The organism is Pseudomonas salicis, from assembly GCF_057128705.1.
In genome coordinates this window covers 145689-169750 of sequence record NZ_JBSKHU010000004.1, presented here as the reverse complement: position 1 = coordinate 169750, position 24062 = coordinate 145689, and the positions used below count along the sequence as shown (strand labels likewise).

The window sequence follows — 24062 nt, the reverse complement described above, 5'->3', positions numbered from 1 at the left end:
GTGGCGACTTGAAATTAGTGTGCGGCCCACTCGATCTTCGAGATGTCGACGCCGTCTTTGAACATGTCCCACAGCGGCGACAGAGCGCGCAGCTTGGTGACAGCCTCGCAGACTTTCTGCGCAGCCCAGTCGATCTCTTCTTCGGTGGTGAAGCGGCCGAAGGTGAAACGGATCGAACTGTGTGCCAGTTCGTCGTTGCGACCCAGGGCACGCAGAACGTAGGAAGGCTCCAGGGAAGCCGAGGTGCAGGCAGAACCGGACGACACCGCCAGATCCTTGAGCGCCATGATCAGCGACTCGCCTTCGACGTAGTTGAAGCTCAGATTCAGATTGTGCGGTACGCGGGCTGTCAGGCTGCCGTTGACGTACAGCTCTTCGAGATGCTCGACCTGCTTGTAGAAGCGGTCACTGAGCGCCTTGAGGCGAACGTTTTCAGCAGCCATCTCTTCTTTCGCGATACGGAATGCTTCGCCCATGCCGACGATCTGGTGAGTGGCCAGGGTGCCGGAACGCATGCCGCGCTCGTGACCGCCACCGTGCATGGTCGCTTCGATACGGACGCGAGGCTTGCGGCTGACGTACAGCGCGCCGATGCCTTTAGGACCGTAAGTCTTGTGCGCCGAGAAGGACATCATGTCGACTTTCAGCTTGGAAAGGTCGATCTCGACCTTGCCAGTGGACTGAGCGGCGTCAACATGAAACAGCACGCCGCGCGAACGGGTCAGTTCGCCAATCGCAGCGATGTCGTTGACGGTGCCGATTTCGTTGTTGACGTGCATGATCGAGACCAGAATGGTGTCGTCACGCAGCACGGCTTCGATCATGGACGGCGTGATCAGACCGTCTTCGGTCGGGTCCAGGTAGGTGACTTCGAAACCCTCACGCTCCAGTTGGCGCATGGTGTCGAGGACAGCCTTGTGTTCGATCTTGCTGGTGATCAGGTGCTTGCCCTTAGTCGCATAGAAATGCGCGGCGCCCTTGATGGCCAGGTTGTCGGACTCGGTGGCACCGGAGGTCCAGACGATTTCACGCGGGTCAGCATGAACCAGATCAGCGACCTGACGACGAGCGTTCTCAACCGCCTCTTCCGCTTTCCAGCCGAAAACGTGGGAGCGCGACGCCGGGTTACCGAAGTTGCCATCCACCAGCAGGCAATCGCTCATTTTCTGCGCAACACGCGGATCGACCGGGGTCGTCGCGGAATAATCGAGGTAAATCGGCAATCTCATTGAATATCTCCTATCGGGCAGGCGCGCCGCGCGTTCATCTGCGTTCACTCAACGGCGGATGTTTCAATCTTGTCCAGAAACTGCGTCTTGGTATTGCAACGACGCAGGTCCTGACGTTGGGCGACTTCCTGCACTTCACGGCGAGTGACGAGGTCGGCCAGGCTGATACCGCTTAGAAATTCATGAATCTGCTGGCTGAGGTCGCACCACAGATGGTGGGTGAGACAGGTATCGCCAGCATGGCAATCACCGAGCCCCTGACAGCGCGTCGCATCGACCGATTCGTTGACTGCATCGATCACTTGCGCCACCTGGATGCCCTGCATGTCGCGGGACAACTGGTAGCCGCCACCTGGACCACGCACGCTGGACACCAGATTGCTGCGACGCAGCTTGGCGAACAGTTGTTCGAGGTAGGAAAGGGAAATCCCTTGCCGCTCGGAGATATCGGCCAGAGACACTGGCCCATGCTGCGCGTGCAACGCCAGATCAAGCATGGCAGTGACGGCGTATCGGCCCTTTGTAGTCAGTCGCATGACGTGTACCGCGGAGGTTCGGAATGAGGGCGAGTATGCTATTCCCGAGTATTTAAGTCAACTATAAGACCTAGCAAAGCAGTCGGGATTACCCGCAAAGAGCGGGCGGCATAATAGCAAGATCAGAGGTCAAATGGCATGTTCCAACGACCCTTTTAGAGTCGTTTGCGTCAAATTCCTTGACCCACTTTGGTCGCGTTGCGCTCTTCAATGCAGTCGAACACGTCTTTTCGCAGCTCCGGCAGCTCCTGTTCGCGATACTCGCAACCGAGGCTCTTGAGCGCCTTGCCCATGTCTTCCATGCGCACGTCGACCGCCTGAAGGTGATCGAGCAACTGGCCGATGGCCTTGGCCACTGGGTCCGGCATGTCCTCACTGACGCCATACGCGTCAAAGCCGATCTTTTCGGCGATCGCCTTGCGCTTGGCATGGGTATCGTCTTCATCGGCCTTGACGATAATGCGCCCAGGAATGCCCACCACCGTCGCGCCTGCCGGTACCGGCTTGGTGACGACCGCATTGGAACCGACTTTGGCACCCGCACCGACGGTGAATGGGCCAAGCACCTTCGCGCCCGCCCCTACCACAACACCGGATTCCAGCGTCGGATGGCGCTTGCCTTTATTCCAGCTGGTGCCGCCCAGCGTCACACCCTGATAGAGCGTCACGTCGTCGCCGATTTCAGCGGTCTCGCCAATGACGATCCCCATGCCATGGTCGATGAAGAAGCGTCGCCCCACCTTGGCCCCCGGATGAATTTCGATGCCCGTCAACCAGCGCCCGAAGTTCGAGACCATGCGCGCAGGCCATTTCAGGTCCTTGCCCCACAGCCAGCCTGATAACCGATGCAGCCAGATCGCGTGCATGCCGGGGTAGCAGGTCAACACTTCGAATGCGTTACGGGCTGCCGGGTCACGGTGAAACACGCTTTGAATGTCTTCTCGCAAACGCTCGAACATCACTGATCCTTCCGCTTGTAGGGCTCGCCGCTGGCCGTTTTCTGGGTCTCGGTGAGGATGCCACGCAAAATGTTCATTTCGGAGCGACTGACAGCAGAGCGGCCATAAAGCCGGCGCAACCGCGCCATCAGATGACGAGGCTTCTCGGGATCAAGGAAGCCAATGCTGACCAATGTCGCTTCCAGATGCTCATAGAATTTTTCCATCTCATCCATGGTCGCCAGCTCGTTACTGCGTACGGACGTCACTTCGTATTTCTCGACCTTGCTCGCCTGCCCTTCCGCCGCCAACCACGCCATGCGTGCCTCGTAGCTCAGCACCTGAACAGCGGCCGCCAGGTTGAGCGAGCTGAATTCAGGGTCGGACGGAATGTGCACATGGTAATGACAGCGTTGCAGCTCCTCATTGGTCAGGCCGGCATATTCACGGCCAAATACCAGAGCGATCTCTTCACCCTGAGCGGCGTGTTCGATGGTCTTGACGCCCGCTTCACGAGGGTCGAGCAAGGGCCAGGGGATACGACGATCCCGGGCGCTGGTGCCCATGACCAGATTGCAGCCCACCAGCGCATCTTCGAGTGTCGCGACCACCTGGGCGCTTTCCAGAATGTCGCCGGCCCCGGAGGCACGGGCATCGGCTTCGTGATGGGGAAAATGCGCAGGGTCGACCAATACCAGCCGCGATAGCCCCATGTTCTTCATGGCACGCGCCGCACCACCGATATTCCCCGGATGACTGGTTCCGACCAGAACGACACGAATGTTTTGCAGCACTGGGGCAGTCTCGCTAGCAGCTGGAAAGGGGGACGAATCTTACAGAAGCGCCCGGCCCAAGGCTATGAACCCTTGCGCCAACGCCCCTGGATAGGCCCTGAAACCGCCACGAATTCGCGACCGCCCGTCGCGCATGAGGCGACGAGACGCGGAGGAAAGGCCGTCTTCGCGCTGGAAATCATCGACAAGAACCCCTAGAATGCCCGGCTCTCTTTAACGACCTAGGTGATTACATCCATGCAGCCCATGCTGAATATCGCGCTGCGCGCCGCCCGCAGCGCCAGCGAATTGATTTTCCGCTCCATCGAGCGCCTGGATACCATCAAGGTCGACGAAAAAGACGCGAAAGACTACGTAACCGAGATCGATCGCGCCGCTGAAAAAACCATTATTGAAGCGCTGCTTAAGGCTTACCCGAATCACGGCATCCTTGGCGAAGAAAGCGGCCTCAAAGAAGGCACTGGCGAAGGCGCCGATTACCTGTGGGTCATTGACCCGCTGGACGGCACCACCAACTTCGTACGCGGCGTGCCGCATTTCGCAGTCAGCATTGCCTGCAAATATCGCGGTCGCCTGGAACACGCCGTGGTTCTCGACCCGGTTCGCCAGGAAGAATTCACCGCCTCCCGTGGTCGTGGCGCTCAGCTGAACGGCCGCCGCCTGCGTGTCAGCCCGCGCAAGAGCCTGGAAGGCGCCCTGCTCGGCACCGGCTTCCCGTTCCGCGAGAACCAGCTCGACAACCTGGACAACTACCTGAACATGTTCCGCTCGCTGGTCGGCCAGACCGCAGGCATCCGTCGCGCAGGCGCCGCAAGCCTGGACCTGGCTTATGTTGCAGCCGGTCGTTTCGACGCGTTCTGGGAGTCGGGTCTATCCGAGTGGGACATGGCCGCGGGCGCCCTGCTGATTCAGGAAGCCGGCGGCCTGGTCAGCGATTTCAACGGCGGCCACGAATTCCTTGAAAAAGGCCACATCGTTGCGGGCAACACCAAGTGCTTCAAAGCCGTGCTGACCTCGATCGCACCGTTCGTGCCTGCGTCGCTCAAGCGCTAAGCGTTGATGCTGCAAAAAAACCGGCCATGTGCCGGTTTTTTTATGCCTGTGAATCTCCACGGCGCTAACGGCTACAAACGGACAGGTTGATCATCGGCGGTGGCGCCTCCCGCTCAACTCTCGGGACAAACCGATGAAGTTCTGCAGCGGTGGCAGCTGATTGAAGCTGCGACACACCAGCGTGATCGGCGCATGCAGTCGGGGCTTGGCGTCGACGATCGGGCAATAGACAACGCTCTCTTTGTGCACGTCCTTCATTGACGCGGGCACGATGGAAATCCCCGCGCCCGCGGCCACCAGACTGACGTTGGTCAGCATTCGCTCAACCTCAAAGGCGATCTTCGGATTGAAGCCCGCGTTCTGGCAGGCCTTGATGAGATTGGCGTACATCCCCGGCGCTCCGGGACGACGGACGAGAATGAACTGCTCGTCGGCCAGATCGTTGAGCGAAATGGAAGGCGCCCCATTGCCCGTATCGCGCCCCGCCAATAGACGATGACCCACCGGCAATGTCAGCAACATCTCCTCGTTAAGCAAACGGTGGAACTCGATGCTTTGATGCCGCCCTACCGGCGCACGCAGAATCCCGACGTCGACGCTGCCTTCAATGGCCGCTTCGGTCAGTTGCTGAGCGCTGCCTTCTTTGAGCATCACGGCAACGCCAGGAAAGCGCTCACGGTAGGCGCGGATGATGCGCGGGATCAATGGATGGGCTGCGGCCGAACTGGTGAATCCCACCCCCAACTGTCCCTCAATGCCGTGGGCTGCGCGGGAAGCCTTGAGCGATCCTTCTTTGACCCGCGCCAGAATGTCCTGCGCTTCCTGCAGGAAGACCTGCCCGCCTGCCGTGAGATCCACTCCCTTGGGATGGCGTTTGAACAGCTCAAACCCCAACTCGTCTTCCAGTGCCCGGATCTGCTGGCTCAACGGAGGCTGCTGCATGTTCAATCGCGCAGCCGCACGGGTGAAATGTCGCTCTTCGGCCACCATGACGAAATAGCGCAGATGACGAAGCTCCATGGTGGTCTATCCCGCAGCGAGGTTTTATGATTGCCGCCCGGTCATTGCGACAGCAGGCCGGCAAGCGTGCCCAATCGCCACCGTGCTGACAAGCCACGCTCATGACAATAAATACAACATCTCCGGAACGCCGATGCCGACAAGGCTTTTGAGCAGTGCCACGTTGCAACTTCTATTGGCCATCTTCTGTGGCGCGCTGCTGGGTGTCTTAGATCCGAAGCTCGCCGTTGAGATGAAACCGCTAAGCGACGGGTTTATCAGGGTCATTGGCTGGCTGATGCCGTTCATGATGTTCCTGCTGATCGCTTCGGGCGTTGCGGGTCTCAAGGTCAGGCAACGCGGGTTGGCGGGCAAGGTGTGGATTTACTTTCAGGCGATGGCGCTGGTGTCGCTGTGCCTCGGTTGCCTGATCGCGGCACTCACTCATCCCGGCGGGGGCGCGCCGCTTGGCACCTCGAACGCTCCCCTGTACCTCGGACACATTCCTCCAGCGACGTCAGGCTTTTCCTGGTCCGCTGTCGGTTCCATTCTGTTCCGCGCGCTCACTCAAAACCCGATCTTGCAGGTCATGCTCGCGGGCTTGGTGACAGGCTTTTTGATGATGCGCGCCAGAGGCCATCGCCAGGCTGACCGCTTGCACGCATTGCTGGAAAAGCTGGTAGAGCTGCTGTTCAAGGGCTTGAGGATCATTCTGCGTTTCGCACCCCTCGCCGCGTTTGGCGCCATCGCATTTACCCTCGGGAAATTTGGTCCTGCGTCAGCGCTGCCGTTGCTGAAGTTCGTCGCGGTGATGTATCTGGCCAGTGGCGCCTTTGTTGTACTGGTGCTGATTCCGGTGACGCAGTTGTCCGGCGTGTCGCTCTGGTCGCTGGTGAAACACGTCAAGGATGAATTGCTATTGGTGACCTTCACCGGGTCGTCCGTCGCCGCCCTCCCCGGCCTGATCGAAAAAATGCAGACGTTAGGTTGCGACCGACAGTTGACCCGATTAGTGCTTACCACCGGTTACACCTTCAACCTGAGCGGCTCGAACATCTACTTGATCACGGCAGTCCTGTTTCTGGCTCAGATGTCGGGCATCGAACTGACAGGTTCGGATCTGCTGACCCTGCTGCTGATTTCGCTGGTGACGTCGCTGGGTTCGACCAGCATGGCTGGCTCGGCGTTCTTTACGCTGATCGCCACGCTCAATCTGCTGCACATCGTGCCTGTGGAGGGCGTGGGTTTACTGCTGGGTGTGGAGCGATTGATGAAGTGCCGCGTACTCACCAACGTGCTGGGCAATTGCGTAGCCTGCCTGGCAATTGCGCGGTGGCAGAATGCACTAAACCTGTGGAAGCGAATTCATTCGCGAGACGGCGGCATGGGCGGCAATTCTCTACCGCCCAAGACATCGAATCGCGAATAAACCCGCTCCCACAGGATCTTGGTCAATCCATCAGGCAGTTTTCAGAGGCTGACCTCAGCCCTTGGACGACAACAGCTTCTCGAAAGCCCGATCCAGATTGCCTTCCGCCTGAGTCAGCTTGTCCCGACGCTCACGCAGCCAGGTCTGATCGCCTTCCAGATTTTTGTGCGCCTCCGCCAGCATGCGCTTGACCTCTTCCGGTTGCGGGCCGCCGGTGCCCTTGCGGGTCTTGACCATGTTCTCCGGCGACAACGACCCGCGGAAGGTGGCCTCATCCAGCGGCAGTGTGTTCGGTTTCCACTGGTACTTGTCGGCGGCTTTGGTGTAGAGCTTCTGCGCGTCGGCGTACGGGAAGGTCTTCGGCGTCAGCCCCTGATCGCGGGCCTGCTCGACGATCAGCGAGGCGAAGCTGTGGCCGATACGGAATGGCACTTTCTGCGTGCGCTCCAGTGTGTCCGCCAGCTCCATGGAAGTGGTCCATTCGTTTTCCAGTTCTTCCCGCGCGCGCTGCGGATTGACCTGCAAAGCATCGAGCACGGCATCCATCGCGCCGAACATGTCCTTGGTGGAATCGAAGACGCCCAGCGAGTCGAAGGCGAACTTGTAGTCGGTCATGCCGGTGGTGACGTTATGGGCGCGCAAGGTCACGGTCTGTGCCAGGCCTACAACATCGGACGCCGTTTCACGCGCACGCATCAGAAGACCCGGATTGCGTTTCTGCGGCATGGCGCTGCTGGTGTAGGTCTTTTCCTCGTCCAGCAACAACCAAGGACGAATCTGGTGATATTGCGTGTGAATGTCGCCGATCAGCGCACCGATCCGAATCGCGGATGACGAGGCCACGTTGGCCGCCTCGATGGGAATGTCGTAGGTGGAAACCTGGCTGGAATCCAGCGAGTTTTCACGTACCCCGTCGAAACCCAGCAGCTCGGCCATGCGCTCGCGATTCAGTGGATAGGCTGAGTTGGCCAGTACCGCCGTGCCCATCGGGCTCTGGTTCAGGCGCTGGTACAGCTCACGAATCCGCTGGCCGTCACGGTCGAACGCCGCTTCGTACGCCAACAGGTAATGCGCGTAGGTGATCGGCATCGCCTGCACGCCGTTGGTGTAGGCCGGAATCAGGGTGTCAATGTTCTTGTCCGCCAGATCCAGCAAACGCTTGCGGGTAGCGTTCAGGGCTTCGCTGTAAGCAAGGACGTCGGAGCGCAATTTCGCCAGGCGATACGTGGCGAGCATGTCCTGACGGCTGCGGCCGGAGTGGATCAGCGAGGCCTCCGGCCCAATCTTGTCGGTCATGATTTCTTCAAGCTGAAGCACGTCGCTGGGCCGCTTGCCGTTGGGCTGATCGGCCTGATCGATGGCGTAACGCACCCCCGTGGCGATCTTCTGGCCCATTTCCGGCTTCACGATGCCCTCTTCGGTCAGCATGACAATAGAGGCCTTGTTGATCCGGTTCAGCCAGGAAAACTGGCTTTCGGTCTTGCTGCCTTTTGTCTTCGACTTGTCGACCGTCGCGCCGATTTTCGCGGCCTGAGCGGCGCATTCTTCAGTGGTTTTGCAGGGCAAGTCAGCCGTGTTGGCGGCGTACGCGCCATAACTGTTGAACAGGGCAAACGCGACAGCCAGGTGGATAAGCGTCTTTCTTGTGGGCATTTCAGACTCCAGTGCGGCGAGGGCCGGGGGTGAACGTTGTCGGGATGTTGCTGAAAGCGTTGAGGCTCAGAGCAGCGGCAGCGTGTAGCTGACGATCACTCGGTTCTGATCGATGTTGTTGCCGCCGTTGCTGCGGTAGCTGCCGTTGCGCCACTTCAATTCGAGATTCTTTAATGCGCCGCTCTGGAATACGTAGGCGATGTCGGTATTGCGCTCCCATTCGGTGCCTTCCTTGTTGCCACGCGCGAAGTTGTCGCCCTGCAGATAGCGGGTCATGAAGGTCAGGCCCGGCAGGCCAACGGTGGCGAAGTTGTAGTCGTATCGGGCTTGCCAGGAGCGCTCTTCGGGATTGGCGAAATCCGGGGAAATCATCACGTAGTTGACGAGGAACGAATCAGTGCCTGCCAAGTGAGGAAAGCCGGTGTCGCCGCTCATCTTTTGATAGGCGAGGCCAAAACCATGGCCGCCGACGTTGTAGGTGAACCTTGCGCCAATGGCCGTGTTATCGACGTTGGTATTACCGTCCTTCAGCGAGCGCGCGTAACGCAGGTCGCTTTTGATCGACTGCGAATCACTCAGCGGAAAACTGTGCAGCAGCGTGACGATGTGCTGCTTGTAATTGTTCTCAAGGCCGCCGTAGTTGTAGGACGTGTTCAGCCCCTTGGTCCAGTTGTAGCTGGCGCTGGCAAAGTCGAACTTATCGCTTGGACGGCCGCCCTTGATACCCTTCGCTTCAGCGACGATGTCCTCGTGACCACTGTCATTGCGCTCGGTGTTACTGGTCAGGCGCCCGACGTTCAGGGTCATGTCGGTGATGTCTTTGGAGGTGACCTGTGCGCCACGGAAGGTTTGCGGCAGCAGACGTCCATCGTTAGGAACGACCGTTGGCAGTTTGGGAACCAGGGTGCCAACGCGCAGCACGCTCTTGGAGATTCGCGCCTTGGCCGTCACACCGGAACGGCCGTAGTCATCGGGCGCTTTTTCATCTCCCACCGGCAGTAAACCGGTGTTGCGGCGGTCAGGGCCAGAGTCGAGTTTCAAGCCAAACAGCCCTATGGCATCGACGCCAAAACCGACCGGGCCCTCGGTGAATCCAGATTCAAAGTTGAGAATCAGGCCTTGGGCCCATTCGTCGCGCTTGGATTGGTTCGCGCCTTCCTGACGGAAATCGCTGTTGAAATAGAAGTTGCGAAATTCAAGATCGGCTTTGCTGTCTTCGAAGAAATCAGCTTCAGCGAAACCTGGGAAGGCCAGGCTCAATCCAAGGGCGGCAGCCGACGTGAGGCCGATAGATACAGGACTTCTTTGCATTTTTATTCCCGCATGGCGTAGCTGGTTTTTATTAGAGTTGTTCAGATGTGCCGAGGGAATCAGGTCGCCCGGTCACGCAGAAAAGCTTACGCGGCGGGTGTACCGATTAAAAATATATAGTTACTACCTACTCAAGACTTTTTAGATATGAATTTACCTGTAGCAGCACGCAAGTTGCCATCAATACGAACCTGTAGGAGTGAGCTTGCTCGCGATCAGCATTTCAGTCGAAGCAGATCACGGCCTAACCCCCTTATCGCGAGCAAGCTCACTCCTACAATCCCTGCGGGACGCGAAAAAATATGCAAAAAAAACGCCCCTGCGAGAGGGGCGTTTTTCGTGAAGTTCATCAAGGCTTACTGCTGACCCGCCTGACTCAACTCCAACTGACCGTCTTTGTTCACTGGAATCTGACTGCCCGGATCGCGGTCCATACGCACCTGACCGACCTTGTCGTTCAGCTTGTACTTCACGTTGTAGCCTACGACCTTGTCGCTGATGTCGTTGACCGTATTGCAACGAGTTTGAGTGGTGGTGTACGTGTCGCGGTTCTGCATGCCCTCCTGAACCTTGTTACCCGCGTAGCCACCACCGACGGCACCTGCGACAGTGGCGACTTTCTTGCCGGTCCCGCCACCGATCTGGTTACCGAGCAGGCCACCTGCCAGGGCACCGACAACCGTACCGACGATCTGATGCTGGTCCTTGACCGGCGCGCGGTGGGTGACCGCGACGTCCTTGCATACTTCACGAGGGGTCTTGATCTGTTCTTTGACAGGCTCGACGGCGAGTACATCGGCGTACTCAGGGCCGTTGTTTTTAACGAGGCTGTAGGTGGCCAAAGCACCACCGGCGGTCACACCGACAGCACCCAATACCGCACCAACAAGCAACGATTTGTTCACGTGAACCTCCTGACCATATTCAGCGCAATTGCTCGCGCCACTCCCAGCCTTGGAGCATGAAAAAAGGCGCGAGTTCACACTCGCGCCTTTTAACGTGATGACCGGTCAGGAAAAATCGTCAGGGACGATCGTCGACCTTCTCTGTAGTCACGGGTGGCAGCAGGTCTTCGGAACGCAGGTTCAGCCAGATCAGCACCACGTTGGCGATGTAGATCGACGAGTACGTACCCGCCAGGACACCGATAAACAGCGCCACGGAGAAACCGTGCAGGCTGTCGCCACCAAAGATCCACAGCGCGCCGATGGCCAGCAGCGTGGAAATCGACGTCGCCATGGTCCGCAGCAGGGTCTGGGTGGTCGAGATGTTGATGTTCTCGATCAGCGAAGCCTTGCGCAGCAGTCGGAAGTTCTCGCGAACCCGGTCGAATACCACGATGGTGTCGTTAAGCGAGTAACCGATGATCGCCAAAACGGCGGCCAGCACGGTCAGGTCGAACGTCACCTGGAAGAACGACAGGATACCCATCGTGACCACCACGTCATGGATCAGCGAAACGATGGCACCGACCGCGAATTTCCACTGGAAGCGGAAGGCCAGGTAAATCAGAACGCCGCCCAATGCCAGCAACATGCCGATGCCGCCCTGGTCGCGCAACTCTTCACCCACTTGCGGACCGACGAACTCAACACGCTTGACCGTGACCGGATTGTCCGCGCCGGTCTTGCGCAGCGCCTGGGCTACTTGCGCACCCAGTTGCGGGTCTTCACCCGGCATGCGCACAAGCAGGTCGGTGGTGGCACCGAAGCTCTGAACGATAGCTTCGTGATACCCCGAAGAAGCCAGCTCTTCGCGCACCTTGCCGAGATCGGCCGGGTGCTCGTAAGTCAGCTCGATCAGCGTACCGCCGGTGAAGTCCAGGCCGAAGTTGAGCCCTTTATGAAACCAGCTGAACAACGCCAGAATCGTCAGGAGCATGGTGATGCCGAACGCAATGTTGCGAACGCCCATGAAGTTGATCGTACGTTTCATGTCAGCCCCTTAAATCCACAGCTTCTTGACGTCACGGCCGCCATAAATCAGGTTGACCATTGCGCGGGTCACCATGATGGCAGTGAACATCGAGGTAAAGATCCCGAGGGACATGGTCACGGCGAAACCTTTGACCGGCCCTGTGCCCATGGCATACAGGATGCCGCCGACGAGGAGCGATGTCAGGTTGGCGTCAAGAATCGCGGTGTAGGCGCGGTCGAAACCTTCGTTGATCGCACGCTGCACGCTCATGCCGTTGGCCAGTTCCTCGCGAATCCGCGAAAAGATCAGCACGTTGGCGTCCACCGCCATACCCATGGTCAACACGATACCGGCGATGCCTGGCAGGGTCAGCGTTGCACCCAGCAGCGACATCAATGCCAGCAGCATGACCATGTTGAAGGCCAGTGCAACGGTCGCGATCAGGCCGAAGAAACGGTAGATGGCGATGATGAACAGCGAAACGAATAGCATGCCCCACAGGGAAGCGTCGATACCTTTGGTGATGTTGTCAGCACCCAGGCTCGGACCGATTGTGCGCTCTTCAGCGAAGTACATCGGTGCAGCCAGACCACCGGCACGCAGCAGCAGCGCGAGTTCGGACGACTCACCCTGGCCGTTCAGGCCGGTGATGCGGAACTGGCTGCCCAACGGCGACTGGATGGTCGCCAGGCTGATGATCTTCTTGTCTTCCTTGAAGGTCTGAACCGGCACGTCTTTCTCGACGCCGTCCACAACCTGTTTGGTGTAGGTGGTCTGCGGACGCTGTTCGATGAAGATCACCGCCATGCTGCGACCGACGTTGGCGCGGGTCGCGCGGCTCATCAGATCGCCACCGTGACCGTCCAGCTTGATATTCACTTGCGGACGACCGTGTTCATCGAAGCCCGCCTTGGCGTCGGTCACCTGGTCACCGGTGATGATCAGGCCACGCTCAACCGGAGCAGCCGGACGACCGCCCTCGCGGAATTCGAACATTTCGGTGGTGGCCTTGGTGTCATCCGGGCCTGCGCCCAGACGGAACTCAAGGTTGGCGGTCTTGCCGAGAATACGTTTGGCTTCGGCGGTGTCCTGCACGCCTGGCAGCTCGACCACGATGCGGTTGGCACCCTGACGCTGAACCAGTGGCTCAGCCACACCCAGCTCGTTGACGCGGTTACGTACCGTGGTCAAGTTCTGCTTGATGGAGTATTCGCGGATCTCGGCGACCTTGGCCTGGGTCATGGCCAGACGCAGGATCGGCATTTCGCCACGATCAGTCGTGGTGATGTCGAAATCGCTGTAATCCTTGCGGATCAGGGCACGGGCCTGTTCGCGGGAATCGGTGTCACTGAAGCCAAGTTGAATGGCGTTGCCATCCTGCGGCAGGCTGCGATAGCGCAGTTTTTCCTTGCGCAGCAGGCTCTTCACTTCGCCTTCGTAGACGTTCAGACGGGCGCTCAGGGCCTTGTCCATGTCGACTTCGAGCAGGAAGTGCACGCCGCCGGACAGGTCGAGACCCAGTTTCATCGGGGTGGCGCCAATGTTGCGCAGCCACTTCGGCGTGGTCTGAGCCAGGTTCAACGCAACGACGTAGTCGTCACCCAACGCCTTGCGCGCGACATCCTTGGCGGGCAGCTGGTCTTCCTGCTTGGTCAGACGCAACAAACCGCCCTTGCCATTCTCGGCAAGAGACGCGCCCTTGACCGCGATGCCAGCATCGGTAAGCGCCTTGCTTACGCGATCCAGATCAGCCTGATTGACCTGCAACGCAGTGCTTGCGCCGCTGACCTGAATAGCCGGGTCATCAGGGTAGAGATTGGGTGCGGAATAAATAAAGCCGATCGTGAGCACTGCCAGGATCAGGATGTATTTCCACAGAGGGTATTTGTTCAACATCACGCCGCCTGCTTATAACGCGGGGCGCCTTGCGCGCCCCGTCGATTGGTAAAAGACTGGAATCAGAGGGCTTTCAAGGTGCCCTTAGGCAGGGTGGCAGCGATGGCGCCCTTCTGGAACTTCAGTTCTACGGTGTCGGACACTTCAAGGACAACGAAGTCATCGGTCACTTTGTTGATCTTGCCCGCGATACCACCGGAAGTGACGACTTCATCGCCCTTCTGCAAGTTGCCCAGCAGATTCTTCTGTTCTTTTGCGCGCTTAGCCTGTGGACGCCAGATCATCAGGTAGAAGATGACCAGAAAGCCGACCAGGAAGATCCACTCAAAGCCCGAACCCGCAGGACCGGCGGCAGCAGGTGCGCCCGCGTCAGCCATGGCGTTGGAAATGAAAAAGCTCATTAAACACTCCAGTTGCATATTTTTAATAATAGGAAGCGGTAAGACCGGCTGTCATTTCAATCCAGCGGCGGCGTCGCAAGCCCGCGTTTGGCATAGAACGTGTCGACAAAGGCGGCCAATGTACCTTGTTGAATAGCCTCGCGCAAACCAGCCATCAGCAGCTGGTAATGCCGCAAATTGTGGATCGTATTGAGCATGCTCCCCAGCATTTCGCCGCACTTGTCCAGGTGATGCAGATAAGCGCGAGAGAAGTTCTTGCAGGTGTAGCAGTCACAGGTCGGATCCAGCGGCGAATCATCATGGCGATGAAACGCGTTACGAATCTTCAGCACACCGGTGTCGATGAACAGATGACCGTTGCGAGCATTGCGCGTCGGCATGACGCAGTCGAACATGTCGACTCCGCGCCGCACACCTTCAACCAGGTCTTCCGGCTTGCCTACACCCATAAGGTAACGAGGTTTTTCAGCCGGCATGCGGCCTGGGAGATAGTCCAGCACCTTGATCATCTCGTGCTTGGGCTCACCCACCGACAGACCGCCGATGGCCAGGCCGTCGAAATCGAGCTCGTTCAGACCTTCAAGGGAGCGCATGCGCAGGTTTTCATGCATGCCGCCCTGAACGATGCCGAACAGCGCTGCGGTGTTTTCGCCATGAGCGATCTTGGACCGCTTGGCCCAACGCAGGGACAGTTCCATCGAGGTACGCGCGACGTCTTCATCCGCCGGGTACGGGGTGCACTCGTCGAAAATCATCACGATGTCAGAGCCCAGATCGCGCTGGACCTGCATCGACTCTTCCGGACCCATGAACACTTTTGCGCCATCCACAGGAGAGGCGAAGGTCACGCCCTCTTCCTTGATCTTGCGCATGGCGCCGAGGCTGAACACCTGAAAACCACCGGAGTCGGTCAGAATCGGGCCTTTCCATTGCATGAAGTCGTGCAGGTCGCCGTGGCCCTTGATCACTTCTGTGCCAGGACGCAGCCACAAATGGAACGTATTGCCGAGGATGATCTGCGCACCCGTGGCTTCGATATCACGCGGCAGCATGCCCTTGACCGTGCCATAGGTACCGACTGGCATGAACGCCGGGGTCTCGACCACGCCACGGGGAAAGGTCAGGCGACCACGACGAGCCTTGCCATCGGTGGCCAACAGCTCGAAAGACATACGACAGGTGCGACTCATGCTTGATCCTCTGGGGCCGATTCCTTGGGAGCCGTCGGCGCGGGATTGCGGGTGATGAACATGGCATCCCCGTAACTGAAGAAGCGGTAGCCGTTTTCCACAGCCGCCGCATAGGCCGCCATGGTTTCCGGGTAACCAGCGAAGGCCGAAACCAGCATCAGCAGCGTGGATTCAGGCAAATGGAAATTGGTGACCAGTGCATCGACCACGTGAAACGGTCGGCCTGGATAAATGAAGATGTCGGTGTCGCCGCTGAACGGCTTGAGCACGCCGTCCCGGGCCGCGCTTTCCAGCGAACGCACGCTGGTCGTACCGACGGCGATCACCCGGCCGCCCCGTGCACGGCACGCCGCAACGGCGTCGACCACGTCCTGCGTGACCTCCAGCCATTCGTGGTGCATGTGGTGATCTTCGATCCGCTCCACGCGCACCGGCTGAAAGGTCCCCGCCCCCACGTGCAACGTGACGAACGCCGTCTCAACGCCCTTCTCGGCAATCGCGTCCATCATCGTCTGATCGAAATGCAGCCCCGCCGTCGGCGCCGCCACAGCACCGGCACGCTGCGCGTACACGGTCTGGTACCGCTCGCGGTCAGCGTCTTCGTCCGGCCGGTCTATATAAGGAGGCAACGGCATGTGCCCGACGCGCTCCAGCAGCGGCAGCACGGGTTCGGCAAACCGCAGCTCGAACAACGCATCATGACGCGCCACCATCTCGGCCTCGCCACCCCCATCGATCAGGATCGACGAACCCGCCTTCGGCGACTTGCTCGACCGCACATGGGCCAGCACGCGATGCTGATCCAGCACCCGCTCGACCAGAATTTCGAGCTTGCCGCCCGACGCCTTCTGCCCGAACAAACGCGCGGGAATGACCCGGGTGTTGTTGAAAACCATCAGATCGCCAGGACGCAAATGCTCCAGCAAATCAGTGAATTGGCGGTGAGCCAGCGCACCACTGGGGCCGTCGAGGGTCAGCAAACGGCTGCCACGACGCTCGGCCAGCGGATGGCGGGCGATCAATGAATCCGGGAGTTCGAAGGTAAAGTCGGCGACACGCATGATGGGGTTCGTCTAGCAGGGCCGGGAAGTTTAGCCGAAAACCTGAAAATTGACCATGAAACATGATTGACCAACGGTAGGCACCTCTCTATACTGCGCCGCCACAAGCCCTGATGGCGGAATTGGTAGACGCGGCGGATTCAAAATCCGTTTTCGAAAGGAGTGGGAGTTCGAGTCTCCCTCGGGGCACCAAACAGTAGGACCTTCAAGGGGTTGCGTGACTTGAAGGGAAAAAGAAAACCGGCCATGTTTGAGCCGGTTTTTTTGTGAATAAAAATCGATCAGGAGCAGGTTGGCTGGACGTTTGCCTGGCCCCACTCAACCCGACCGTCGCGCGATGTTCACCTTCTTGTAGTCTGAGCTTTTCGTTTTATCCAACGACACACGTCATCTTTAACAGAACGACCTTCCTCAGATGCGCGCTTTCTGATCATCGCCTGCACAGTCCGCAACAGCTCAGACTCCTCGCAATCAAACCGTTCGATTGCGAAAAGCAAGTCGTACCAAGAGAGAATTTCATAAACCGAACCGTCGCCAGCCTCGTCTTTTTCGATAAAAGAGACGATATCCTTCTCAAGCGAGCGGATCGCCAGATACGACTTTTTCTCCATCCAACAATCAACGATTTCATCAAGACTCAGAATGGCAGTGCGTTGACCTTCAGGTAAATACTCCTGAATACCATCACTCAGCTCTCGCATAAAATCAACAAGCTGCATATATCCGCGCATAGAGCCTCAGAGCACCGGGTAAGCCGTCACGATAAAAGCTGGCATGTGGTTGAATTCCGTAAACTCCACCACGATCACGATAATTTTCATCCCGACCGGGGTATCCGCCGATGTGCGTGTAATCCCCCATCCCACGTCTTCTATAAAACTCATCTTTAACGTCAAGCGGTTATTTTTTCGCAAAAACCTTAGCTTCGAGTAGCCCAGAATTTTGTACCTGTGCATCTGCAGTGCCTTACTCACCGCCCATTCAGCTTTTTCCAAACTGCTAAACGTAGACATGACATTTGCGTTTTGCATCCGCTTCAATCTTTTCTGAAGAGCTTCTACATCTTTGCCTATATGACGCGCCTTTGTATGCCCGCCTAAACTTTGCCTTGGGGTATTTGGAAACCTCTCGCTCACGACAATCGTCATTTTCCCCGCACGCACAGAGGACACCCTGAACGCGTTATAGAGCGAAGCCGTCGAGAGGGGCACAGCAAACTCCGTCGCCAAACCAACGAGTCGGGCAGTGGTCGGTGACGCGCCCATCCCCCCGGCCGCAGATGCACCGATCTTGAAAGCATAGGAATCGGTGGCCCTTCCCGTGACGAGTTGATGCATACCCGCCGATGCCTGATCTGAACCGTGCAGGCCTACAGCGACACAGCCTATTTTGGTAAAAAACGGCTCCGGCGCTTTACAGAGCACTCCCGCTCCCGCCAACTCGACGATGCCACCGACCAGTCGCAGGCTTCCAATTATTCGATTGGACCTGATTTCGGTTTCGGAGAGAGACTCATGTTCCAGAATGGCCGCCATTTGGGCATAACTCAGAACAACGCGGAATTCTTCCTGATCAGGCATAACGCTTTCCCTGTGAACTGCAGCGCCCTCCGGGTATAGATACGGAGTCGCGAGAGGTTAAACCCAGGGGAAGCTAGCGAGGCGCATCTTTCATAACAAGCGAGAACGTATTGCAGATCAGCTTTTCATCCAATTCCTACCTATCTTTCGCGATTACTCCTACATAAAGCCCTGGCATCCGTTGCTTTGAACGAACTGTGGGAGCGAATTCATTCGCGAAAAGACTGAACAGACGAACAAGATATGTCGGCTGTACGAACCTTTCGCGAATGAATTCGCTCCCACAGGGGTTATTCACACGTCTGACTATTTCGGGAGTCGCAGATGATTGAGGAATCGCGGCGGCAAGCACTCCGTCGCAACCCTCTCCATCAACTTAGAAATCCTGCGCAGTCGGCCGCAGCACAATTTCGTTAATGTCCACATCCCCCGGCTGTTCAATCGCGAAGGCAATCGCCCGCGCCACGGATTCAGCGGGAATCGCCATTTTGTAGAACTCGTTCACGACGTCAGCGCTTGGCTGGTGGCCGCTGCCCAGTTTCAACTCGGAATCCACGGCACCCGGTTCGATGGTGGTGGTGCGGATCTTGCCGCCGACTTCGTGGCGCAGGCCATCGGAGATGGCGCGGACGGCGTATTTGGTGCCGCTGTAGACCGAGCCGCCCGGGCTGAACACTTTGATACCTGCGACGGACGAGATGTTGATGAAGTGGCCAAAGCCTTGGGCTTCGAACTTGGGCAGCGCCGCGGCGATGCCGTAGAGGACGCCTTTGACGTTGATGTCGATCATGCGGTCCCATTCGTCAACGCGCAGTTCCGAGATGGGAGCGATGGCCATGAAGCCTGCGTTGTTGACGATGACGTCGATTTTGCCGAAATCCTGAACCGCGTGGGCGACGAGGGCTTCGAGGTCTTGGCGACGGGTGACGTCGACGGTGTAGGCCGATGCCTCGCCGCCTGCGGCTTTGATCTCTTGGACGATGACGTCCATCCGTTCCTGGCGACGCGCGCCCAGAACGACTTTGGCGCCGAGTTTGGCCAGGTGGCGGGCGGTGGATTCGCCCAGCCCGCTGCTTGCGCCGGTGATGACGACGACTTTGCCCTGGATGCCATTGCTCATAACGTTTCTCCTGCACTTGCTGTGGGTTGGTAGTGATTGAGGGCAAGTTTGCAGTGGCTTTCCAATTCATAAAATGGAAGAGTTTGGCTTTGAGAATTCCACTATCTGGAACGCTCTTTTGAAAGGGTCGACCAATGCTCAATCGCATGGAAATGCTTCGCGTCTTTCTGGTGGCCGTTGAATCGCCGACTTTTCGGGAAGCGGCGCAGCGGCTGGGCACGTCGCCGCAGAAGGTCACTCGGGCGGTGAAAGAGTTGGAGCGGATGTTCGCCGAGCCCCTGTTTCACCGCAGCACGCGGCAAGCCCATGTCACGGCATTCGGCGCCCAGATCGCGCAGCAAGCGCGGGAGACACTGACTCAGTTCGACAACCTGTTCGTCTCTCACTCGAAAGCAGAGCAAACCACCGTCACCGGGAGGGTCGGCATTACCGCGCCCCATGCCGTCGGCAAGCTGTACCTGCCGGGCTTTCTCAAACCGTTGATGCAGGAAAATCCGGGATTGCAGATCGACCTGAGCCTGGACGACGAGTTGACCGATGCGGTGGCCGCGCAGATCGATATTGGCATTCGAGTGGGGACCGTCAAAGACCGACGCTACATTGCCCGCTCAGTAGGCGAAGTACCGTTGAAGGTCGTGGCTGCACCGACGCTGATCGCCGAAACGGGCGCGCCTTCCAGCCTCGAAGCACTGAAATCCATGCCGCTGTCCATGTTGATTGATCGTAAGAACGGCAGGCCCTGGCCGTGGTTTTTTGCCTCCGGGCAAACCTATCTGGCGCCCTCTCCCGCGTTCAGCTGCGACGATCCGGAAACTGAGTTGGAATTTGTTCTCGCAGGCCTGGCGTATGCGCAGATGCCGCATTACCTCGCCGAGCCATGGCTGGCTGAGGGACGGCTGGTAGAAGTGCTGAGTGAAATTGCGCCGCCGCCGATTGATCTGATGATTTACCGGACTCAGTCAGGGCCCGTTCCTCCGCGTGTCAGATGGGTTTACGACCATCTGATGAAATGCCTTTCCGATCCCGCAATGTTTCCCCAAGGATGAAGCTGGGCGGGCGACAACGCTGATCCGTAGGCCATCAGAACACTTAGCTGCGATGGCCCTTCGACCGGTCCGTTCCCTGCGCCATTTCTCCACAAATCCCCAGTTCTCAACTAGCCTTACCAGTGACTGATCCAAAGCGAATTGGCCGTACGCTCAACCCTCGCTGATCGGATAAAAATAACAATGAAAGATCCCTATGCATTCGGGTTTTACTGCGCGTTGTTTGCGCTGGCAGCGATGACCGGCGCTGTCTTCTACGAGTCCTATACCGGGGCCGGTGTGTCCGGATCGGCCCGCGCCTACGACGTCATCAACTCCTGTTCCGCGCTGGTGCAAGCGCTGGCCGCCATCGGCCTGGTGGGCCTGGCGTTCAAGGCCTATCGGGCGTGGAAAAACGAGATCATCCACAATAAGGCCCTGGGGATCATCTGGGACGCGAACGTGGCGTTTCGTGAGATTGAGCTGAGTTTCAACGAATGGTTCTTCGGACCAAATGCGGTGGACAAGGCCAACAGCGAAGGCTCGCGGATCACGTCGCTGTTAGCCGCGAGTCCGTTTGGCGCCAGCCTGCGCAGCTTCAAGAAGCAGTGCATTCTCATCGACAAGGTGGTGATCAAGGACAACTGGCAATGGGTCAATCATGCGACGGAGCTGGACATGCTGGCGCGGGTGTTGAGCATGGATGCTTTTCGCCCGACCACCCGCACCAAGGAGGCCGCGAATATCATCGATTTCCTGTACTCGCGTGAAGGCGAAGCGTTGAAGCGCACCCAGGCAGAATGGGAAATGTTGATGAAGGTCATCGAAAAAGACCTTGCTGCACTGGAGGCCGAGTTCAGCGAATGACCCCCACCGTTCGCTTGCAAAGATGATAGAACTGTTGGCCTCTCGCTTGGGTCGAACGGCATGCCTTCCGCCGGATGCTCCTGCGGCAAGTTTTTTGTATTGGGGCCGCTGTTTCCTATGTTCGAACACATCGACATCAATTATCTGCTGGTCAATTACGGCTATTGGGCAGTGTTTATCGGCTGTCTGCTGGAAGGCGAAACCATCCTGATTCTCGGCGGGCTCGCGGCGCACCAGACGTCACTGCGACTGCTCGATGTGATCGCTGTCGCCACGTTGGGGGGCATGTTGGGTGACCAGATTCTGTTCTGGACCGGGCGATATTTCGGGCCCCGAATTTTGCCCAAGCTGCATCGACAGCAAGCGACCATCGACCGCGTGTCAGGACTGATCGAGCGCTACCCCACGGCGTCGATCTTCTCGGTGCGCTTTCTCTACGGCATGCGCCTTGTCGGACCGCTGGTGATTGGTGCAAGCCGCCTGTCACCGATCCGCTTTTCGCTCGTCAACCTGCTCGGCGCTGCGGTCTGGGCGACACTGTTCGTGATGGGCGGATACTGGGCGGGCGAAGCGCTGGAGAACCTGCTCGGCAACCTGAAGCCCTATCGCCTGCCGATCTTCGCTGGCGTCGTCGTGCTTGCGGCGGGCGTGGCGTGGTATCGGCATCATCGGGCGAAGGTTCGGGTGGGGCGGTCATCACCGAAGTGATGACCATCACACTCGGGAGGCTGCCGTAACTGTGCCTGCGACTTTCGCGTGGAGTTCAACTCCCAGCGCATGCATGACCCTGACGACAGTATCGAAACGTGGCTTGGCACCGGGTGCCAGCGCTTTATACAAGCTCGCACGCCCCAAACCAGACGCCTCTGCGATATGAGACATGCCCCGAGCCTTGGCGACGTAACCCACCGCTCTGACGAACTCATCGCAGTCTCCGTCCGACAGTACCTGAGTCAGGTATTCGCTGATGGCCTCATCAGAGTCCAGAAACGAAGCGACGTCGAACGGGATCAATTCATTACTCATGTTCTAGCCCCTTTCCGAACGAAGACAAAGCGCAATCCTGCCGGCGACGCGCTGTGCGCAAGCACTGCATATCTATTGCCTCACCACTTTCCTCGAACGCTATCGGTCTCTATAACGTCAGCGAGGCCAGTCATAATAAAGGGAAATCACAATGAACAAACGCACCACCGCCACCCTGTTGATCACTCTGCTCGTCGCCGCTCAGGCCCACGCCGCCGAGCAGGCACCGCATCTGGACGCGATTCAGCAGAAAGGCGAGCTGGCGGTCTGCACCACCGGGGATTACAAGCCTTACACGTTTCTCAACGCCGACGGGCAATACGAAGGCATCGACATCGAATTGGTCCAGTCGCTCGCGCAAAGTCTGGGCGTGAAGGTGCAGTGGGTGCCGACGACCTGGAAAACGCTGATGACGGACTTCACAGCAGGCAAGTGCGACGTGGCAGTAGGCGGCATTTCGGTGACGCTGGAGCGGCAGAAGAAGGCGTTTTTCAGCGACACGCTGGACGTGGATGGCAAGGTGCCGCTGGTACGTTGCGAGGACGAGGCGAAGTACCAGACGCTCGATCAGATCAATCAACCCCACGTACGTTTGATCGAGCCTCAAGGCGGGACCAACGAGGCGTTCGCCCACGCGTTTTTGCCCAAGGCCGCGCTGGCGTTCCACGATAACAAGACCATCTTCCAGCAGTTGCTCGACGGCAAGGCCGACGTGATGATCACCGACGCGTCCGAGGCGCTGTACCAGCAGAAGCGCCTGCCGGGGCTGTGCACGGTCAATCCGTCGCGCTACATGCAATACGGCGAGAAGGCGTATCTGTTGCCGCGCGATGACGTCAGTTGGAAAGCCTACGTCGATCAGTGGCTGCATCTGGCCAAGGCAACCGGCATCTACCAGAACGTCGTGGCGCAATGGCTGGCGGTGCCTGCGCCATAGGCGCCAAAGACGCACACTTTCCAATTGCTCACCCTCTAGCGATTCAGCATCATGCCGGAACCCATTTCGGCGAAGGACCCAGCCGCATTCATGAAGCCCAGCAAGAGCATTACCCGCGCGTTTTGCGTCGAGTTGCAGCAGGAGCTGTCCATCGTGGCGGCGCGACGCGAGTATTTTTCTCAGGAACCGCCGCGGGCGCGCTTCAATTTCCTGTGCTCGTCCGAAGCCTGCCGCGCACAGGGCGTGAAGATCACCGGGGTGCGGTATGACGTGAAACCCCAAGAAAATCCTACGTTCGTCGCCGCGCATTTCAGGGCCAATCCCAACTACGAGCATCACGTCGATTGCGAATGGGTGGACGAGGCCGATACCGGCGACGATAAACCCGAGGCCTCCGAAACGGAGTCGGAAACGGCCCTGCGCAAGGTCAAGCGTAAGCTGGACGACTACATCGATGTGTTCGATCCCGCATTCAAGGAGCGGGCAAAGTCTGAGGCAGTGACTGCCAAGCCTGACAAGGCTCTGGAAGAAAACCCTGCTGATCTCACGCCTGTGTCCAACACGCCGAAAAGCAAACCGCCGACGGAAACCCGCACCAACAATCTGGAGCGTCTGGTGGACAGTTTCCGCCAGGCTCAGGCGCAGCTCACTAAAGAAGAGTTCGCTTTGCTGACCCTGCGTATCCCTGGTCAGGGCGAGGTATCGTTGCGCTCGTATTTCCGCCACATCAAGTTCGCACAACTGGGCGACGAGCGACGGGTGTTGTATGGGGGCGGCCTGGTTGAGCGCTACGGGACAGGGTTCAAGTTCAAATTCTTTGACCGGCTACAGGGCAAGCTCGTCACGCTGTACGTGTCGCCTGCGCAGATGCAGGCGTATCGATCCAGCCGTTACATCAGCGAGTTGCTGAGCCACGCTGAGGAGGTGCGATTTTTCACGGTGTTCGCGTTGGGCACTTTGGCTGCCAGCCCTTCTGGCAAAAGCGTCAGCGTGGAGATCGACGACTTGCGGCACCTTGCGATCGTGTTGGGTCCTGCGAAAGCGGCCAATGGCGACGAGCGCACGCCTCCCGCACCGGCATGACGTGTCGGCGCTCGCAG

The 24062-nt window shown here is 58.4% G+C and carries 24 protein-coding genes and 1 tRNA gene; 8 read left to right on the top strand and 17 right to left on the bottom strand.

Features of this window, described 5'->3' with window-relative positions:
• Window positions 1-14 precede the first annotated feature (14 nt).
• The 4 genes from ACWKWE_RS15580 to trmJ all read right to left on the bottom strand — a co-directional run bounded on the left by ACWKWE_RS15580 (window position 15) and on the right by trmJ (window position 3497).
• Entirely contained in the window at window positions 15-1229 is a 1215-nt protein-coding gene (locus ACWKWE_RS15580; RefSeq protein ID WP_341959706.1) for an IscS subfamily cysteine desulfurase, read from the bottom strand.
• A 44-nt stretch (window positions 1230-1273) separates the two neighbouring features.
• Window positions 1274-1765, bottom strand: a complete 492-nt coding sequence (gene iscR, locus ACWKWE_RS15575; protein ID WP_166593661.1) for a Fe-S cluster assembly transcriptional regulator IscR — start codon at window positions 1763-1765, stop codon at window positions 1274-1276.
• 170 nt (window positions 1766-1935) lie between these two features.
• Window positions 1936-2724, bottom strand: a complete 789-nt coding sequence (cysE, locus tag ACWKWE_RS15570; protein WP_166593662.1) for a serine O-acetyltransferase — start codon at window positions 2722-2724, stop codon at window positions 1936-1938.
• Window positions 2724-3497 carry a tRNA (cytosine(32)/uridine(32)-2'-O)-methyltransferase TrmJ gene (trmJ, locus tag ACWKWE_RS15565; RefSeq protein WP_483851040.1) on the bottom strand — a complete coding sequence of 258 codons (774 nt, stop codon included), beginning with the start codon at window positions 3495-3497 and terminating at the stop codon, window positions 2724-2726. Before trmJ ends, cysE begins: the two co-directional genes overlap by 1 nt.
• Window positions 3498-3734: 237 nt before the next feature.
• On the opposite strand from trmJ, the gene suhB reads away from it, so the two are divergent.
• Window positions 3735-4550 carry a type III secretion system regulator SuhB gene (suhB, locus tag ACWKWE_RS15560; RefSeq protein ID WP_166593664.1) on the top strand — a complete coding sequence of 272 codons (816 nt, stop codon included), beginning with the start codon at window positions 3735-3737 and terminating at the stop codon, window positions 4548-4550.
• Between the two features lie 90 nt (window positions 4551-4640).
• Here the strand turns inward: suhB and ACWKWE_RS15555 are convergent, their stop codons facing one another.
• A complete protein-coding gene (locus tag ACWKWE_RS15555) occupies window positions 4641-5570 on the bottom strand; it encodes a LysR family transcriptional regulator (RefSeq protein WP_166593665.1) in 930 nt (309 codons plus the stop codon).
• A gap of 133 nt (window positions 5571-5703) precedes the next feature.
• Here ACWKWE_RS15555 and ACWKWE_RS15550 point away from each other — a divergent pair, with 133 nt between their 5' ends.
• On the top strand, window positions 5704-6978 hold the full coding sequence (locus ACWKWE_RS15550) for a cation:dicarboxylate symporter family transporter (protein WP_483851039.1): 1275 nt from the start codon (window positions 5704-5706) through the stop codon (window positions 6976-6978).
• Between the two features lie 54 nt (window positions 6979-7032).
• Here the strand turns inward: ACWKWE_RS15550 and ACWKWE_RS15545 are convergent, their stop codons facing one another.
• The 8 genes from ACWKWE_RS15545 to queA form a co-directional block, all read right to left on the bottom strand.
• On the bottom strand, window positions 7033-8631 hold the full coding sequence (locus ACWKWE_RS15545) for an argininosuccinate lyase (protein ID WP_166593667.1): 1599 nt from the start codon (window positions 8629-8631) through the stop codon (window positions 7033-7035).
• A 66-nt stretch (window positions 8632-8697) separates the two neighbouring features.
• Complete coding sequence (locus ACWKWE_RS15540) at window positions 8698-9942, bottom strand: OprD family porin (RefSeq protein ID WP_166593668.1); 1245 nt, start codon at window positions 9940-9942, stop codon at window positions 8698-8700.
• Between the two features lie 356 nt (window positions 9943-10298).
• The gene (locus tag ACWKWE_RS15535) at window positions 10299-10847 is read right to left on the bottom strand and encodes a glycine zipper 2TM domain-containing protein (RefSeq protein ID WP_166593669.1); all 549 of its coding nucleotides are present in this window, start codon (window positions 10845-10847) and stop codon (window positions 10299-10301) included.
• Window positions 10848-10965: 118 nt separating this feature from the next.
• Window positions 10966-11877 (bottom strand): protein translocase subunit SecF, encoded by a 912-nt coding sequence (gene secF, locus ACWKWE_RS15530; RefSeq protein WP_401141377.1) that lies wholly within the window; start codon window positions 11875-11877, stop codon window positions 10966-10968.
• Between the two features lie 9 nt (window positions 11878-11886).
• Window positions 11887-13755 carry a protein translocase subunit SecD gene (secD, locus tag ACWKWE_RS15525; protein ID WP_166593671.1) on the bottom strand — a complete coding sequence of 623 codons (1869 nt, stop codon included), beginning with the start codon at window positions 13753-13755 and terminating at the stop codon, window positions 11887-11889.
• A 62-nt stretch (window positions 13756-13817) separates the two neighbouring features.
• The gene (yajC, locus tag ACWKWE_RS15520) at window positions 13818-14156 is read right to left on the bottom strand and encodes a preprotein translocase subunit YajC (protein WP_166593672.1); all 339 of its coding nucleotides are present in this window, start codon (window positions 14154-14156) and stop codon (window positions 13818-13820) included.
• Window positions 14157-14212: 56 nt separating this feature from the next.
• Entirely contained in the window at window positions 14213-15328 is a 1116-nt protein-coding gene (gene tgt / locus ACWKWE_RS15515) for a tRNA guanosine(34) transglycosylase Tgt (protein WP_166593815.1), read from the bottom strand.
• Between the two features lie 14 nt (window positions 15329-15342).
• Window positions 15343-16407 carry a tRNA preQ1(34) S-adenosylmethionine ribosyltransferase-isomerase QueA gene (gene queA, locus ACWKWE_RS15510; RefSeq protein ID WP_483851038.1) on the bottom strand — a complete coding sequence of 355 codons (1065 nt, stop codon included), beginning with the start codon at window positions 16405-16407 and terminating at the stop codon, window positions 15343-15345.
• Between the two features lie 107 nt (window positions 16408-16514).
• Between queA and ACWKWE_RS15505 the strand changes: the two genes are divergently transcribed.
• A tRNA-Leu gene (locus ACWKWE_RS15505) sits at window positions 16515-16599 on the top strand.
• A gap of 149 nt (window positions 16600-16748) precedes the next feature.
• Here ACWKWE_RS15505 and ACWKWE_RS15500 read toward each other — a convergent pair.
• The 3 genes from ACWKWE_RS15500 to ACWKWE_RS15490 all read right to left on the bottom strand — a co-directional run bounded on the left by ACWKWE_RS15500 (window position 16749) and on the right by ACWKWE_RS15490 (window position 19107).
• Window positions 16749-17126 carry a hypothetical protein gene (locus ACWKWE_RS15500; protein ID WP_401141373.1) on the bottom strand — a complete coding sequence of 126 codons (378 nt, stop codon included), beginning with the start codon at window positions 17124-17126 and terminating at the stop codon, window positions 16749-16751.
• Window positions 17127-17144: 18 nt separating this feature from the next.
• On the bottom strand, window positions 17145-17987 hold the full coding sequence (locus ACWKWE_RS15495) for an RNase A-like domain-containing protein (protein WP_483851037.1): 843 nt from the start codon (window positions 17985-17987) through the stop codon (window positions 17145-17147).
• 376 nt (window positions 17988-18363) lie between these two features.
• The gene (locus ACWKWE_RS15490) at window positions 18364-19107 is read right to left on the bottom strand and encodes an SDR family oxidoreductase (protein WP_166593678.1); all 744 of its coding nucleotides are present in this window, start codon (window positions 19105-19107) and stop codon (window positions 18364-18366) included.
• Between the two features lie 134 nt (window positions 19108-19241).
• Here ACWKWE_RS15490 and ACWKWE_RS15485 point away from each other — a divergent pair, with 134 nt between their 5' ends.
• From ACWKWE_RS15485 to ACWKWE_RS15475, 3 genes are all read left to right on the top strand, one after another.
• Window positions 19242-20153, top strand: a complete 912-nt coding sequence (locus tag ACWKWE_RS15485; RefSeq protein WP_166593679.1) for a LysR family transcriptional regulator — start codon at window positions 19242-19244, stop codon at window positions 20151-20153.
• Window positions 20154-20336: 183 nt separating this feature from the next.
• Window positions 20337-20999, top strand: a complete 663-nt coding sequence (locus tag ACWKWE_RS15480; protein WP_166593680.1) for a hypothetical protein — start codon at window positions 20337-20339, stop codon at window positions 20997-20999.
• 117 nt (window positions 21000-21116) lie between these two features.
• Window positions 21117-21707 (top strand): DedA family protein, encoded by a 591-nt coding sequence (locus ACWKWE_RS15475; protein WP_483851329.1) that lies wholly within the window; start codon window positions 21117-21119, stop codon window positions 21705-21707.
• Window positions 21708-21713: 6 nt separating this feature from the next.
• Here the strand turns inward: ACWKWE_RS15475 and ACWKWE_RS15470 are convergent, their stop codons facing one another.
• A complete protein-coding gene (locus tag ACWKWE_RS15470; protein ID WP_483851036.1) occupies window positions 21714-22025 on the bottom strand; it encodes an addiction module antidote protein in 312 nt (103 codons plus the stop codon).
• Between the two features lie 151 nt (window positions 22026-22176).
• Here ACWKWE_RS15470 and ACWKWE_RS15465 point away from each other — a divergent pair, with 151 nt between their 5' ends.
• The gene (locus tag ACWKWE_RS15465; protein ID WP_483851035.1) at window positions 22177-22962 is read left to right on the top strand and encodes a transporter substrate-binding domain-containing protein; all 786 of its coding nucleotides are present in this window, start codon (window positions 22177-22179) and stop codon (window positions 22960-22962) included.
• 90 nt (window positions 22963-23052) lie between these two features.
• Window positions 23053-24045, top strand: a complete 993-nt coding sequence (locus ACWKWE_RS15460) for an ATPase (protein WP_483851034.1) — start codon at window positions 23053-23055, stop codon at window positions 24043-24045.
• Window positions 24046-24062 lie beyond the last annotated feature (17 nt).